Here is a 16,995-nt window from a genome sequence, read left to right on the forward strand (position 1 = left end):
AAAAAGTTATTTATCAGTAATATTTAAAGGCTTCATTCAAGCTGCACCTTTAAGATATCACTAGATAAATAACCTTATCCAATACCTATAATCTATGTTTTATTATGCTTGTGAGGCATACTTGATTAATTGAATTAAGTGAGAAGTAGCCTGGTTAAAAATCTTGTGTTTCTTCCAAACAATAACACAACTAAATTTGAGTTCTGGAAAAAATGGTCTGAAGCAAAGATGTTTTGAACCTGTCATCGCAAGAGCACCTTCAATACAAATAGCAGTTCCCATACCATTATCTACAAAATTAACTATGTTAGAAATTAAGTTGTATGTGGCTAGAACATGTATATTTTCATATTCATCAGCAAACCAATTAGCAATTTCATTTTGTACTGTTGGACGACTAGAAAGAAGTAAAGGAACTCCAACAAGATCATTGGGAGTAACATATTCTTTTTGTGCAAGAGGGGATGAAGCCTGTGTTAGAATTCCCCATCGTTCCTTTTGAGGCAATCTGATGAAATCGTATTTTTCAATATTTATGGGCTCTAATAAAATCCCAATTTCAAGTAATCCTTTGTCTATTTTTTCCTTTATATCATCCCCTGTTCCGCTATAAATATAATAATTAACCTGTGGATACTCTTCATGAAAAGCTTTTAATGTTTGAAATAAATAATGCGATGTTAGTGATTCGACGCTTCCTATAGAGATAGTTCCTCCAACCAGATTATTTTGATCTTTGAATTCTCTCTCTGTTTTATCCGCAATCGTTAGGATTTCTTCTGCCCTCTGACGTAAAAGCATGCCAGCATCCGTTAATGACACCTTTTTTTTACCGCGAATAAGCAATTGAGTTCCTAAATTTTTTTCTAAGTCAGCTAATTGTCTGCTTAATGTCGGCTGTGTTACATGTAGTACATTTGCTGCATGCGTAATACTTTCCAAACGAGCGACTGTAAGAAAATAACGAAGCACTCTTAACTCCATGTTTCCCCCTGTTGACAATATGTGCTTATGAATAGATTCAATATGTCCTAGTAATTAACTTACCATCTTAAATACCGTTCTTTCAGTTTACTTTTTCACACACTTCTCTGCCATTATAACCATTAATCAGTTCTATATGCATATGTTTATATGTGGAATTGAATCGATATATGGGAAGGACTTGGGTACTGTTACGTGAACATAGTGTTGTTGGGTTTGAGCATTTTGTGATAAGGCCTCCCCAAAATTAGTTACGAATTTTCATGTTGCTGAGCCGTTCCACGTTTTCAGGATCGTGAAGGGATAAGATTAAACTCTCTTTGGAATCCAACGTAGCAATCCTTTCCATATCTTCCCTACTCATTTCAAAGTTAAAGATATTAAAGTTTTCGATAATTCTTTCCTTATGAACGGACTTTGGAATCGCAACAATTCCTCTTTGTATCAACCAACGTAAAGCAACTTGAGCCATGGATTTATGATGTTTCTCAGCTATTGATGCCAATACTTCATTTTTGAAAATGTCATTTTTCCCTTCAGCAAATGGTCCCCAGGACTCAATCTGAACATGGTGATCCTTCATAAATTGAGCATTTTCTACTTGTTGTGTAAATACATGCGTTTCAACTTGGTTTACAGTAGGAACGATTTCATGATGAACGATTAAATCCATCAGGCGATCATTTAGGAAGTTACTTACGCCGATTGCCCTGATCTTCCCCTCATGATATAATTCCTCCATCGCACGCCATGAACCATGGATATCGCCAAAGGGCATATGAATGAGATACAGATCCAAATAATCCAGTTGCAGTTTTTTCAGTGATGTTTCGAATGCTTTCCTAGCACTCTTGTAACCTGCATCCTGAATCCAAAGCTTTGTTGTAACGAATATTTCCTCTCTGGGCACGCCACTCTGCTTGATGGCACGACCGACTGCTTTTTCATTGCTATAAACAGCAGCGGTATCAATCAAGCGGTAACCTTCCATTAGGGCATTACAAACCGATTCTTCGCATACATTTTCATCATCAATTTGATAAACCCCAAATCCGAGTATCGGCATCTCGACACCATTGTTTAGTGTAACACTTTGCATTTTAGATCCTCCTGTTTTTTATACTCAAGTCTTAGAATGCTGGGGCCTCGCATAGATCTTAATGTTCGCAAGCGATTGGTTAAGTATTGGATTCAAAGCTATTTTTGGTACCGGATAATTTTTTTATCCCTTTAACCAGAATGAGATAGGTAATTATAGATAATAAACTTGTAGAAAAAATAATAATTCCAAAAGGTATAGCAGAATTTTCGCCTGCAATTCCCACAAGTGGAGACGTAACGGCACCTAATGCGAATTGTAAAGTGCCGAGCACGGCGGACGCGCCCCCTGCAATATGCCCCTGCGATTCCATTGCTAATGTAAAAGAGATGGGGCCAATGATCCCAATGGATAAAGCGAATAAGAAGATCGAAATAAACATAGCTGATAATACTCCATGTACTAGTACTATAAATAAGACTGCAGCAGAAGATATAAACGCTAGTATTATTCCGATCAAAAACAATCGACTTTCCGTTACCCGGTCTGCAAGCAGTTTGACGAATTGAGATCCCAAGATAATAGCAAGGCCATTCAACGCAAAGAGGATTGAAAACAGTTGCGGCGACACGCCGTATATGTTTTGATAAATAAATGGGGTACCTGCAACATAGGCAAAAACACCTGCGAACAATATGCCATTGACTAGAGCATACCCTATAAAAGACCGCTTTCGGAATAAGCTATTATAATTTTTCATCAACGCACGGGGACTGCCTGAAATACGTTGTTGTACAGGTAAGCTTTCCTTTAACCCCCATATGGTTATCCCAGTTAACCCTATGCCTAGCACCCCTAAAAATATAAATACACCTAACCAAGAGCTGTATGACATAACCGTACTTCCAGCCGTAGGGGAAATTAACGGTGCCACATTGCTTATCATTGTCAGCAACGATATAAACTTAGTCATTTCAATCCCACTAAACCGATCTCGAACAATAGCGCGCGAAATAACGAGTCCAGCGGACGCAGCAACCCCTTGTATAAATCTTAAAGATATAAACCATCCTATGCTTGGTGCAAAAGCGCATCCAATAGAGGAAAGGATATATAGTATCATGGAAATCAACAAAGGCTGGCGTCTTCCATAAATGTCGCTTAAAGGTCCCATTATCAACTGTCCTAGCCCTAATCCTAACAGACTAGTGGTTAAACTCGCTTGAACCGCAGTTGCGCTTGTTCCAAAAAAAACAGCGATTTGCGGAAGTGATGCAAGATACATATCGACGGTAAACGGCCCCAACGCCGAAAATATGGCCAATATTAGAGCAAAACCGAGAGAATTTTTTTGGGTCTTATATTTCATTCCTTTTACTCCTATGATTGTTTTAATGCTTTCTTTAAACTAACGCATTTGCTTTAGATGTTATGGGTTTGTTACTTCTGCCCCCATAGAATGAGCGATCTCACACCATGTGTCCGAGTCCACCAAATCCAACGACCGCTATATTTTAGCCGGAATCAACACCCCAATGGCGCAGCGGCGGATACGTTGTGATCCCAGTACATAAAAGTGGAGCGGCGACATCAAGATTAATGCCGTCTAGAATTCGAACCACGAAATCCTCCGTTATTACAACGATATGGGTGGAATAACCTCCCTGCGTATATTGTCCATATCTATCGATGACTCCGTAGGTACTCGTATGTCCATTAAGACAATATTGCTCCTTTCCTCTACGGCAACTCTCGCACTCTCCACAGGAATCAACCATACAGCCAACTCCTACTCGGTCACCAACAGTATACTTTGTGACTTCCAAACCAATCTGGGCGAAAATTCCAGCGTGTCCTGGAACGGGAGGATATTGGACTGGCCCTCAATCTCCACGGGCAGTATGGATGTCAGAGTGGCAAATACCCGCATACTTGATCTTAATGAGAATATTATGCGGCTTAAGATCACTGCGCTCAACTGTAGAACCTTCTGGACCGAACACAGCACGTGCATTAGCATTAATCATATATAACCTCCAATGAATAGAATTTTTATCAGTTAGCTATTTAGAAATTAGTAATGATTATCCACACTTCTTTATTAAACACCATGTGAACACCCTCTTTTCTAAATTTAAGTTCTCCTTTTTTTAGGTAAGTAAGCCACGGAGAGCGAATAAACAATACTGGTTGTTTTATCAACTTATGTCTATTATTATAAAAAAAGAAACCTAAGTTCAATGGTTAAAAAAGCGCAATTTGTTGAAATAGCAACATCATCACGAAAAGTGTTCATTATTTTTTGATCAGGGGGAAAAGAGAAGATGATTAAAGTGGATCGGAGAATCCTAAAAACGCAAGAATCCTTAAAAAAAGCCGTTATTGAACTGATGGCTGTAAAAAACTTCGATGACATTACCATTCAAGACATTGCAAACAAGGCAAACGTAAACCGCGGTACAATTTATCTTCATTATCAGGACAAATATGATTTATTAGATCAAATCATGGAAACACACATTAATGAATTAAAAGAAATGGATACGTGGGCATGTCAGATGGAGTGGGCTGATGCTCTTGTTCCATATTTCGAGTACTTTGAGAAAAATTATTTGCTTTTTTCAACCATGCTAGCAGCATCAAAAGGTACACCTTCATCTTTTAGAACGCGGCTACTTGCTTATTTCATGGAAGGGTTCAAAGGGGAGATTGACAAAGAAAGCGGGAAAAATACGGAATTAGTCGAAGATGTGATGTTGCAATATGCTGGGACTGCTTATGTAGGGGTCATTGAATGGTGGATTCGAAATGGAATGCCCTATTCACCGCAAGTCATGGCCACGCAAGTTGGCACCTTGTTAGAAAGAAGTTTTTAATCGGTATTATATTCTGTAAAGAAAATGACCTTTTTCCTTTTCAATAAAGGTCACAGTATATAACGAAACACTAAAACAACGGCAGCCGATTGGCTGCCGCTTCTGCTTGTTTTTTCATTTTTTTTGTTAGAGTTTTCATATTCTTTCTCGGTTACGTTTTCTAACCGGTCTGTATCACCCCAGTGTGAGTACTAAGTATACAAATCCAACTATCCTTCGTAACCCATGCCAATATTTTACGTTCGGTGGAATGTTCACCACATCGCCTGTTTTAAGGAATTGAACTGGTTTTCCGTCTACTTGATACCAACCCTCTACTCCAGTAACTAATAAAACTTGCCCAACATAATGAGAGTGCTAGTTATTACGGGCGTCTGATGCAAAAGTTACGTTTCCGATAGCTTTATTGAGGGAGACAGGATTGTTAAACACCAATTGTAAGAAGGCGTTAGCGATAAAGTTTTTTCTTCTTTTGACCCGACGGTAAAGATGGGGCTATTTCTTAAGTGCTCGTACGGAACTGTCAAAAAATAACTATGATGGAGGTTAATACAAAAAATCTGTGATATTAGAATTTGAATCATTGTGTCTTGTATTGAGTAAAAAATCTCTAAGTTCAACTTCTCTATCTTGCCAACTAGCATCATGCTCTAACGAACAAAGAAATTTTTAAAGCTGCGGGTATTAATGAAAAAGAGATTACTCGTCTTATAAAGAGATGCTTGATGTGGGATAAAGATACAAATATCATCTGGGGTTTTAGGGCTCTCATACCACAAAAAAGAATTTCTAATTATCAAAGAAAAGCCCAAACTTCTGTGGACTTAAATGCTCGGTCATTCTGATCCCAAAACAACCACACTTTACACCCATATTAGAAACGACGAGCAAAATCATATGGTGATCTTCTACACTTTAATTGGACAAAAAAATTAAATGTAACAGATACAAAACATCGATATGTATTGTAGATTGGAACAAAAAATAATCATGTCATTCCACAAAGTAACTCTAACTATAGCCGCCCCTTTAAATATTACAAATTCCTCGAAAGAGGCAAACTTGTTGTCATTCTCCCCTAAATATAAAAAAATCCTGATATTATCAGGACTTAGTTGGGGTAAACTTGTTGTCATTGTACAACATAGGCAATACTTAAAACCTGGAAATAAATAACTAAATTAATTCACAAAACCTTTATTTTTTTTATCTGTTGTGATTTTGATCAGTCCGTTTTAATTGAAATCCGATGTTTTCTATGACTATAAATATAGAGTATCAAGAAGGCTATCTACTTTACTGTTTGTGAGACTGGTTGGGTAGGGCAGAACAATCGGTCAAAACGGCGCATCAATCCTTCAAGCGGACCAACAGGAAGCTTAGCAAACAACAATCCCAGCAACAGTGTAACAACTGCAACTATTACGTTGCCGAACGGAACTCCGTCCAGACTGTGCCCAATCTTTGCCAGATACAGAAACCAAACTATTACAAATTGAATGGCATACATGGTCAGAGCCATACGTCCGACTGCTGCAAAAGGCAATAATACAGTAGAGGCTTTTTTGGATATGAGACATGCAACGCCCAATACCAAGAATGAAATTCCTAATCCTATCATCGTTTGGAAGGTCGAAGCGGTGTGCGGAGCCGACTGCAAGAGCATATGCCACATTGGTGATTCCGTATTAAGCGGCCAAATTGCGTATTCATCCGGTGGCTGTACAGGAGCAACTCCTTGCATCCTTACCAGCCATTGTTCAAAGTGGAGACTCCAATTCGGAAGTACAAAAGCAGCCAGTGCTTTGCCAATAACAAGCATAACGATACCACTGCCTGCGAGTATGAGAGCTGTGCGTAATCTGGTCAGGTCAAAGCGGCCAATGGCCATACCAGTAACAAATGCAGGGATCAAGGCGATAGCAGACATTGGACCTCCTGCAATATCACCAAGAAGATAAGCTTTTGAGAAAATACTTGATCCCAGAATCATTAGCGGCGGGGCTGTCACGAGCAAAACTGCTGCTGTTGTAACAATGGTGCGGGTCGAACGGCGAAATAACATAAGGGCCAGCACAAACATAGCTGAATAGGCAGGCAAAATGATGCCATATGGAGTGTTCAGCATAATAAGCAAATAACCAATAATATCAACAAATACTGCACGGGCTAGCATTCGCGCACGGAAAGCGGCCGTTTCCGCTCCCCATTCCATCATGCGCTGTGCCATAATGGAATAAGATATACCCCCGCACAATACGAATAATAGTGTCGTGTTTCCGGAAACAATCGCAGAAACGTTTGGGTTCGATCCGAAGTGCTGCAAATACATTCCCAGCACCGCCATTCCTCGTACTGCATCAAGTGCTACAAGACGCCCGGTGCCCCGCCTTCTTTTCGACTCTTCTACAGAGTTTCGAGAAGGAATATCGGTTTGTGTAACGTCGTAGGATGAATTGGATATACCTGCTGTATCTACTTCTTTATCATCTAATTTATTAGCAACCGTCTTTTCATTTACTTGATTTTCATTCAATTGGCTATTTACGGAAAAGGCTCGTATTTTGATATTGGCCTCTTCCTCATACTCTCTGACGGATCTGCTTATCAGTTTGATACTGCTTAGCAACTTGCATTCCTCCTTGAAAATCCTGGACTCGTATTTTTCATCAACCCGCATGTACAGGATGATGTTACGCTATAGTCCAATATATCCTGCAGATGTCGCTAAAGTTTGATCAAGTTGTAAACAAAATGTCACAGTAGGCGAAACCGTTTTATCGCGAAAACAGCCTTATTCACAGTTGATCACTGGAATAATGCTGTTTGCAAAATTACTTAGGATTTGCTGGGAACAGCATTAAAAATGGAATTGGCCAGCAAACGGAATTGTTGCTGCGAATGAGCACCATTGGTGAGATCATTAGAGAACACAGTAATATTCTTTTTGTTTTCTATATAGGTGAAGGCCATAATCTTTCCTCTTGCAGCATCGTGACCTGGCCACCAGCCCGCTTTGAAGAAGTTTTCTTTATTACTAATGGTTGCAAGAATTTTTGCAGCTTTAGGTAGTTTCGTAATGTAAGAACCTGTAACGGTGTAGAAGTATTCTTCGTTATCGTAAGGGGCTGTAATCACATTATCCTGTTTGACATTCGCTAGGAAGACCCCTTCGTATCTTTCCCATGTCGGTCCAGCAAACGCAAATTGAGGAATACAGTTTTTCACGTTACCCATCCCCATATTTCCATAAGCAATGTATGGTTTCCCTTTCTCGACAAGTTTATCGGAATCGAATGTATTCACCAACACATCGGCATGCTGCTGATCATCGGTCACTTTAAAACCGAGATTTTTGAGCACATAAGCCGATTCGCCGAGAGCGGCTACCGTAGAAGGTTTAAGAACTTTACCAACGGGTTTGTTATTGCCGAATGCCGTGACATCAAGATAGTATTTCGAGGCCAGCGGGTTCAGATCATCATAGGCGACTGCAAAGTCACCCGCTTCATATCCTGTTCCGCTTTTGGATAGCATCGTAACCACTTTGCCGGATTTAAGCAATTCATTAACCGTTTTGATGGCATCGTTATTGGTGTTTAGGATTAAGACATAGGCAGAATCATTCGGCATTGGTGTGGCCGGAATCGATACGGAAGTCACCGGAGAAGTTTTGCCCGCAAACACTCCGGTTTCTCTAACCACATCACGTTCAAATCCTCGCAGGACAGGAAAATCCTGCACAATCTCGCCAGCTACGGAAGCATAATCTGAGACGTTAATACCATCATATAAAACCATGTTTGCAATGCCGTGTTTGGCCTGGTGCATATTTATGATAAATGAACCCGCAGGGTAGGTTTTGCCAGCAGTACTTACAGCTTCTGTCGAGCGTTCAACCGTTACTCCATTGCGGATAAGATATTCAATCATCCGATAAGCTTCCAGCGGATTTTTTTGAAGACTCTTATCGATCGGCAAAACGTAATACTCAGGAAAAAAATTCTCATTACCGTGACGAGGGCGGCCAATAACTTGATTTTTGACATTGACTAGATACCGATCTACGGCATAATCATCGATGTTATTGATTCCACGTTCATATACTTTTAGCTGGTTCAAAAATAAATTTTCTTTCTTTTGCATAACATAATCGGTTGCTGCAGCGACACTATAATACAATGCTTTGGTCGACTCTTCATTCGATTCAGGTGTTTCCAGCGTATGTCCCATTGCACCATGGTGCATGGCGAAGACAGCTGTATAGGCTGGAGACGCATCGTCCCATCCTGAAGAAGTCCCCTTGGAAACATATTTAGGATTTTCGACTGTTTTACGATGTTCTTCATAAGGAATATGGTAGTAATCATACTTTGTGTTTGCTATACCTGCTTCACCCATCGCTTTTGCCTGTTCTACCATGTTATCCATAAGCAGATCGTATTCAATATTCGGATCGTGAGGCGGTGTGGTAGGCTCAATCAGAAAATTCTTATCAAAGCCATGCAGATCTAGGAAAGAAATCGGCGACCACTTGGCAATTTGCTCTGTAACACTGCGTGTTTCAGGCTGGGTTTGATAAGAATTATCCCGATTCAAGTCAAAGTATTCAGCATTATAACGTTCGGTATGCACCCTTCCATCTGGATTTTCCGTATACAGGAACAGGAAAAACACATGTTCAAGCGCATCATCCATATTCAGAGTGACCGTACTCGATTTTCCATTGGACGAGGTGGTCTTGTACGTAACATTTTTATCGAGAGCCATGGTCTTAAAATAATTGATAATCGCATCAAAGCCCGGCGCTTCATTTGGATGAATATTGTTGATCCAGATGGGCACTTGATAATCTTCGAATGCACCTGATTGAATATCGTTCTCCAGCTTTGCAGGATCATTCAGCATGGCAGGATGAGTTACATTCTGATATTTGTCAATCGTTGCTTGATCTTTGGCAACCACAGTCATATACATATCGCGGCCTTCAACGGATTTGCCGATCGACATCGTTTTAATGTATCTGTCGTTTTTTTGAGCTGCTTGTGCCGTAATCGCATCAATCTCCGGCTTCAGTTCATCATACGTACGGAAGCTGTCGTATGGGACCAACTTAATGGGGGCCTGGGCAACGGTTTTGCCGTTGACTGCTGCAGCCAGTTCATAGGTTCCCATCAATGAGGCGTACAGTGGACGCTGCAGACTCGGTTCGGCAAGATTTTCCGTACCGTAAGTAAGACCAAAATTGATATTGGCAGTGACTTCTCCGTTTTCTGCTTTGACCTGAGTAACGGTGATAAAGGGGGCGCCATTATAATCGTGATCCTTGTACGATTTCCATTCCGATAATGGCTTGCCACCATAAGTCCAGCTTATTTTCTTTATATTGGTACCCTTCGGAAGCTTAAATCTAGCTTTAATGGTTCTTTTCTTCGTCATGGATGCCAGATTGTTATCCAATTTCAGTGTCGGGATATTTTTAACCTGCGTTGAGATTGTTTTTGTTGATTGACTCTGTTTATCGTTTAACAACGTGCTTTCTGTACGTTGTGCAGCATCAGCCATAGCCATGTGCGGAGCAGTGATCTCCAGAAGCATGGCGGCGGATATGGTTAACGCCAAGCAGAACCTTACTATTGGTTTTGTACCCATTCTTTTTCCCCCTATGGATAACCGGAAGACCATGTTGTGCTCATAAAGAGCATTTAACAGACTATTGTCCGGCAAATTACGATTTTATATATTGTCCAATCCTATTCAAGATCTGTTTTCTGCCCGGAAGGATTGTCTGTCATCGAATGAGAAGCGTCGGAGTTTATGGTACTTTGCACAAATTGCTTCAAATCAGTTCGACTTTTTACATCCAGAACAGCTGCTTTGCCCACATAAGTTTCTTTTAATAGCTTCATTGGCGGTATTTGTTCATTTCCCTTTAACGTACTTTGATACCCTACCGAAGCTAAATTCCACATATCGGAGACTGACAAATTGGTATCGATATACGGACTGATTTCCTCTAGAATGGAAGGAAGCTTCATAATGGAAGTCGTTGTTTTGACCTTCTCGGCTAATGCCGTAATAAATTGGCGTTGTCTTTCTGTTCTGGAATAATCGGACATGGCATCATGACGAAAACGAACATATTGAAGCGCCGTTTTGCCGTTGAAATGCTGCTGTCCCTGCTTTAAATTAATATCGTACTCATGCAGATCGGCCTTGCTTTCATAGTACATATCCTTTTCGACATAAAAATCGAGTCCGCCTACAGAGTCCACGAGTTTAATAAACCCCTGGAAATCGGTATATACATAAAAATGAACAGGCACCCCCAGCAATTCACTGACTGCTTTCATCGCCGTATCCGGCCCATGCGTAACAGCCGTGTTGATTCGGTTTTTGCCGTATCCGGGAATATCCGTATAAGTGTCACGCAAAATCGAAAACACATGGATATGCTTATCGGTAGGATTCAACGAAACAACCATCATGCTGTCGGATCTGGGTACCTCGCCCTTGTCGCTTCCACGGGCATCCACACCCATCAGCAAAATATTGACAGGCTCAGTTCCCTCCCATGCTGGAGCTTCCAGAGCTTCGGTATTATCGGTGCTTACATTAATGAACGGGGAGTTTGCCGGAGCCTTATTAAATCCTTCCAGCCCTTTGTAAATCGAAAAGAAATAATAAAAAATAAAGCTTACAGCAGCGACCACAAGTAACAATGTTACAATTAATATCCTCTTTTTCCTCTGTGTCATGTCATTCTTCCTTTCCGAATTATGAACGCGCCTGTCCCTTCTGTATTTAAGATTTTTGCAAGGCTGCTACGAGGAGTGAAGTGTAATATCGGCTACCCCCTGGTTTTAAATGGACGCCATCTCTATAAAAGTATTCATCTTTGCCTACACTGGCCGAATACCAGTCCACCACGCTGACGTTGCTAAACTCATCGGCAACCTGTGCAATCGTGTCATTCACCGTGTTTTGCCATCCTTTCGGAACCCGGGTGGTGACCAAGATTACCTGTCTGGCTCCAGAAAGGGATTGCAGTACGTCGTGCAGTTGGTCTCTGCTAAACGGACCATTGGTGCCGAGTTCGATAATGACTTGGTCTCCCAGTTTGCCTTGGGTGGCTAATTCATTAATGACTTTTACAGCTTGAGACATCTGCCGGCCAACCTTGCCGTCTACCGTCATATTCGGAAGCTGCTCTTTTAAATAAGGCTCAATTCCGACCGTAACCGAATCTCCAATCATCGTGACGCCCTCGCCGTTTAAGGACGCGGATGGTTGAGCTTGTTCTCCGCTGGTACTGGAAGCCCCAGGCTTTTGTGCAGCAGGCTGCATCGCATCAAAATTGTATAGAGAAGAATCCTTGCCGCGTGGTTCGTTATCATCCGAATTTTGCTTTGAATGTAGATGGAGGCCTATGGCTCCTATGACGATAAGAAGAATCATAAAACCCCATAATGCCCTCACTTTTCTGACATTTTTTTTGTTCATACCTAGTTCATCCTTTCCTTTAACATGCTAGTAAGTTTTATCCTGTTTGATAGCATCAATCAAAACCGAGGCATAATACTGAGCTCCTTCTGGTTTCAGATGGACACCATCGTCATAAAATAGATCGTTGCGGTTTTCGCTGGCCGAATACCAGTCGATAAGTCGTACATTTTGAAATTCACCAGCAATTTCACGCAGATTGTCATTTACGGTATTCTGCCACCCTCTCGGTACTCTGGTCGTTATCAGATAAATTTGCCGAGAATCCTGTAGTGAAGTCAGCAAGGACTTCAGTTGACTCTGGTTAAACACGCCGTTGGTGCCGAGTTCAATAATAATTTTATGGCCAAGCTTGCCCTGTGCCCGCAGGTCATCAAGCGCATTCCCAGCCTGTGACATTTGCCGTCCCACCTTGCCATCAATGGTCATACCGGGGAGCTGCTTTTCCAGAAACGGGGCGGCATCCAGAATGACGGAATCTCCGATCGCCGTGACCCCCTCTCCTTCTGCTGAATGGCCTGTATTTACATCGGAAAAGCCGGATTGCACCTTTTCTGTCTGGACGGGTTCCTGGCTTACAGTTGCTGGAGCATCAGGCACAGGATCTGGTGAATTCGTCTTCCATGATGTCAGGACCAGAATAATGGCGATAACAATGACGACAAGGCCTAACTGGCTGCCAGCGCCTGACCTGCGGAGTGATTTTAGGGTCCCGCGACGAATGGGCTCTTCGATGTATCTGTAGGAAAGACTTGCCATTATGAAACTGGCCGTTACCTGCAGAGCAATACGTATATAGCTGGCATCTTCGGTATTCACCACCGGACTTGACAAAATAATGATTGGATAATGCCAAATATACAGACTGTAAGATCGCTTACCGATCCAGCTCAGAGGCCGGCAGCCGAGCCATCGTTCCAGTCGATTGGCCGGATGAACAAGTACAGCAATAATAACTGCAGTAATGAGTGATAAATAAAGAAAACCGCCGCGATACAGCGAATCATCAAACTGGTTGGTCTGACCGATCATGATAAACAGCATTACAATGCCCAGCACGCCAGTCATATCCAGCATGGTCCGTGACGAAGAGGATACATTTTCGCTCAGTCTCCAGCTGGGCCAGATTATCGCCAGAGCCGCTCCGATCAAAATGGCAAACACCCGCGTGTCCGTCCCGTAATACACCCTGCTCGGATCTGTTCCGGGTTCGTATATCACGGCCATGGCTATGGCGGATACGGCGGCGCAACCCAGAATGTATAACATCAGTCTTCCTCGTCGCGGCGCAAGGCACAGACCGATCAGTAGAACAAGCGGCCAGATGACGTAAAACTGTTCCTCAATGGAAAGCGACCAGAGGTGACCGATTGGAGAAGGCGGGCCAAAGCTCTCGAAATATGAAACATGATGAAAAATGAGATACCAGTTGTTTACGTAAAAAAGCGAGGATACAAAATGGCCTCTTAACGCCTGCAGTCTGGAGAAATCAGTAATTAAAAGCCACAGTGCCACTGCAGTCAGCATAAAGATCATGGCCGGCAGTAGTCTGCGCATTCGTCTGATCCAGAATTGTATAATGGAGAAACCACTGCGCATCCTCCATTCGAAAAGAATCTGATCCGTAATCAGATATCCTGATAGGACGAAGAAAATCTCCACCCCCAGCAGCCCACCTTCTGCCCATCTGAAATGAAGATGATAAGCAATAACAGCAAGCACAGAGATGGCTCTTAGCCCATCCAGGCCGGTCATATAACGTTTTATGGGTTGATTCAGGTGCAAATTCCGGTTTCCATTCACTATGGTCCATTCCTTGTCCTTATAGGCTAATGATCTTGCTTCATTTACTATAAAAAAAAGATGTCGCGAAAGTTTGATCAACATGTAAACAAATTGTCACAACGGTTGCAAAAAGAAAAACCTTATTCCGGCTGAACAACCGAAATAAGGTTTTTGACGTCTACAAACATGGCGATCCTCACCGCTATTTCAATTCAATGATCAATGACTCCTTGCTAGGAGAATCCGTTGACGCAGTCTGCGAGGAATCCAATTGTTTTTGTCCTTGAAGCAGTACACTTTTATTGTTCGGATTCCAGTATATATGCGTCGGCACAATTCCGCGATACACCGGTTCCTTATACAGTATATTTCTTCCCTGCACCTTGCCTACGTAAGTAACATTTTGATCATACTCGGTGTATGCGATATTTTTCCTGTCAGGCGAGAATTCAAAATCAAACACTTTTTCCAGAATGACGGAGAGTTCGCCGTTTCGCCGATCATATTCATACAGTGAATTATCCGTTCCGAGAAACACAAACTGGTCGTTATTCATCCAGGCTACTGAATCTCCACCAATCTGACGCTCGTATTGAAATTCAATATTCTTCCCGGAAACCTTCCCCATGGTTAGTATCTTTTTCTGACCTTTTTTTGCACCAAACAACTCCACCAGTATGCTGCGGCCATCATTTGCAATGTTAACACTCAAAAGCGTGTCTTCCTTCATAATGCCTTTTAACTGATACTTGCCAGAAGTTTGAGACCCCATATCGTAGATGTACAGGCTATCCGCTCCATTATCAAACGGATTTTCTACCAGGTAGCCGATATACGAACTGTTGGCCGACCAGGAAACATATTGTACATAAGACTCGTTTCTAGTACTGATCCTGTCTATTTCCTTTTCCTTGCCATCCTGCAAGGAAATAAGCCTTAGGGTTGTCTCCGAGGAAGAACGAGAAAATTCGCAAATATATTTCCCATCGGGAGAAAGTGTCGTATTGGAAGTTACCTTACCGATTCCGGGTATGGCCTTGCTCTGCTCATACGGATAAGTTAAACGTTCCACCGTGCCTCGCTTCAGTATGGTCATGGCTCCGAACGATGCGATAACGGCATTTCCAGACGACCATCCCAGTAGCTCCCCCCGATTTGCAAAACGATCCGGAAGCCGATATATTTTTTGAACCTGAAACGGCCGAGAGCTTTGATCGGTACTGGAAACTTCATTGCTGTCGGCGATGACGACGGTCTCTGTTTTTGGTTCTGAACCGCATCCTGACAGCAGTAATACCACGAGAGATAGGACCAGCAGCATTACAACATATTTATTGCCCATTATTCATTCTCCGTTCCCCGCGGTTTCCAGCGCTTTAAATTCTACCGTAACGATGGTTTCATTATGCTCGTTTGCAATCGAGATGGAACCCGCAAATTCTTCAACGATGGATTTCACAATGCTGAGCCCCAATCCTACACTGCCTTCCTCCGCACTGTCGGAATGAGCTGGATAAAATGGCTGTAACAGGTGTGACAGATGTTCTGCCTCAATCGGATCGCTTGGATTGCTGAAAATCAAGCGGATCTTTTCTTCTGCCCGTACTGCTTTTACCGTTACTACCGAAAACGGCAAACTATATTTTATCGCATTATCTATCAAGTTGATGAACAGCTGTCTGATTCTGTCCCTATCGGCCAACATCATCAATTCCTCATTCATCTCATATTCAATGGTCTTTTTATAGCGCTGTGCCCGGATCATCATCGATTCACATACATCCTGCAGAATTAGCCCGATATCTACCCGATCAAGCTCATTGATCATGATATTTTTGCGTGAAACTTCCAGTAGTTTTAGCACCATCGCATGCAGGCGTTTGCTCTCCTCGATAATATGATTCATCCCTTTGCCAAAAAAAGCACGGTCTTTCTCACCGTTCATTCTGATCAGCTCCGCATATCCCAGAATGGAGGTTAATGGCGTTTTCAGTTCGTGAGTAATATTGTCAAAAAAGCGCTTTTCCTGCTGGTGAAGCTCTTTCAAATGGTCCCGGTCCTTCTCAATAATATGAATCTGTCTACTAATTTGATCAATCATATCGTTAAAATTCTCAGCCAGTCGGCCAATTTCATCCCTGCGTTTAAAGTGAAGGCGGATATCCAGATTCCCGTTTTTCACCTCAGTGGAGGCTTGCGTCAGTCTGGTCAGCGGGATGGTAATATGCCTGGAAAGAATATAGGAAAACAGAAAAGCTGCCGCAAAAATCGCCAGGGCAATATAGAGGGTAATCTGCCGAATCTGTCCGGTTTGTTCGTAGAGTGAGCTGAAATCTTTGTAAAAACGCAGTATGCCCACCTTTGAACCGTCTATAACAACCGGATAGGAGAAAAGGACAGTCGTCTTATTACGATCATAAGTAATGCTGTACGCTGTATTGCCACCAATCGCCTGCTGCAGATCGCTTTGCATGTGCTGCTGAAAAATGGAGCTGTCCGGGGCATAAAGCAATTTGCCCTCCACCGTATACACGCCAATACTGCTGTCCGTGGTATGGTTCAGATTAGTTGCTATTTCCCTCGCAATTTCTCCAAAATACAGCTCATTGCTACTGAAATGGTTAATCAGGAAAGCCTGACGCACATACACGTTGCTGTTATTTTTCAGTCCGATCAGTTCGGAGGTAACCAGATTCTGATTGCTTGTCCGGATAAATTCCTTGACTGTCTGATTGAGCACGACAAAAGAAAGCGAAAAAATCAGAAAAAAACCGATCAGGAATTTGATGCTGATTTTACGTATCATGC

At 42.1% G+C, this 16,995-nt stretch carries 11 protein-coding genes and 1 pseudogene; 1 reads left to right on the plus strand and 11 read right to left on the minus strand.

Features of this window, described 5'->3' with window-relative positions; translation table 11 throughout:
- Positions 1–102 precede the first annotated feature (102 nt).
- From ACEN8J_RS09670 to ACEN8J_RS09685, 4 genes and pseudogenes are all read right to left on the minus strand, one after another.
- Positions 103–984: a LysR family transcriptional regulator gene (locus ACEN8J_RS09670; RefSeq protein ID WP_029515212.1), complete on the minus strand. Its 882-nt coding sequence runs from the start codon at positions 982–984 to the stop codon at positions 103–105.
- Positions 985–1,231: 247 nt separating this feature from the next.
- A complete protein-coding gene (locus tag ACEN8J_RS09675) occupies positions 1,232–2,083 on the minus strand; it encodes an aldo/keto reductase (protein ID WP_069011872.1) in 852 nt (283 codons plus the stop codon).
- 79 nt (positions 2,084–2,162) lie between these two features.
- Positions 2,163–3,392, minus strand: a complete 1,230-nt coding sequence (locus tag ACEN8J_RS09680; RefSeq protein WP_069011874.1) for a multidrug effflux MFS transporter — start codon at positions 3,390–3,392, stop codon at positions 2,163–2,165.
- A gap of 69 nt (positions 3,393–3,461) precedes the next feature.
- Positions 3,462–4,050: pseudogene (locus tag ACEN8J_RS09685) on the minus strand (alcohol dehydrogenase catalytic domain-containing protein); the annotation flags it as partial.
- 297 nt (positions 4,051–4,347) lie between these two features.
- Between ACEN8J_RS09685 and ACEN8J_RS09690 the strand changes: the two are divergent.
- A complete protein-coding gene (locus ACEN8J_RS09690) occupies positions 4,348–4,899 on the plus strand; it encodes a TetR/AcrR family transcriptional regulator (protein ID WP_069011876.1) in 552 nt (183 codons plus the stop codon).
- A gap of 1,291 nt (positions 4,900–6,190) precedes the next feature.
- On the opposite strand, the gene ACEN8J_RS09695 is transcribed toward ACEN8J_RS09690, so the two are convergent.
- The 7 genes from ACEN8J_RS09695 to ACEN8J_RS09725 form a co-directional block, all read right to left on the minus strand.
- Positions 6,191–7,528 carry a DUF418 domain-containing protein gene (locus ACEN8J_RS09695; RefSeq protein WP_495594439.1) on the minus strand — a complete coding sequence of 446 codons (1,338 nt, stop codon included), beginning with the start codon at positions 7,526–7,528 and terminating at the stop codon, positions 6,191–6,193.
- A gap of 209 nt (positions 7,529–7,737) precedes the next feature.
- Positions 7,738–10,551 carry a M14 family metallopeptidase gene (locus tag ACEN8J_RS09700; protein WP_495594440.1) on the minus strand — a complete coding sequence of 938 codons (2,814 nt, stop codon included), beginning with the start codon at positions 10,549–10,551 and terminating at the stop codon, positions 7,738–7,740.
- Positions 10,552–10,652: 101 nt separating this feature from the next.
- Positions 10,653–11,657: an LCP family protein gene (locus ACEN8J_RS09705; RefSeq protein WP_341070848.1), complete on the minus strand. Its 1,005-nt coding sequence runs from the start codon at positions 11,655–11,657 to the stop codon at positions 10,653–10,655.
- A gap of 46 nt (positions 11,658–11,703) precedes the next feature.
- On the minus strand, positions 11,704–12,402 hold the full coding sequence (locus ACEN8J_RS09710; RefSeq protein ID WP_340885513.1) for an SGNH/GDSL hydrolase family protein: 699 nt from the start codon (positions 12,400–12,402) through the stop codon (positions 11,704–11,706).
- 27 nt (positions 12,403–12,429) lie between these two features.
- Positions 12,430–14,205, minus strand: a complete 1,776-nt coding sequence (locus ACEN8J_RS09715) for an acyltransferase family protein (RefSeq protein ID WP_495594441.1) — start codon at positions 14,203–14,205, stop codon at positions 12,430–12,432.
- A 184-nt stretch (positions 14,206–14,389) separates the two neighbouring features.
- Positions 14,390–15,529 (minus strand): hypothetical protein, encoded by a 1,140-nt coding sequence (locus ACEN8J_RS09720; RefSeq protein WP_029515227.1) that lies wholly within the window; start codon positions 15,527–15,529, stop codon positions 14,390–14,392.
- A gap of 3 nt (positions 15,530–15,532) precedes the next feature.
- A complete protein-coding gene (locus ACEN8J_RS09725; protein WP_029515228.1) occupies positions 15,533–16,993 on the minus strand; it encodes a sensor histidine kinase in 1,461 nt (486 codons plus the stop codon).
- Between the last annotated feature and the right edge of the window lie 2 nt (positions 16,994–16,995).

This window comes from Paenibacillus sp. Paensp38, assembly GCF_059491915.1.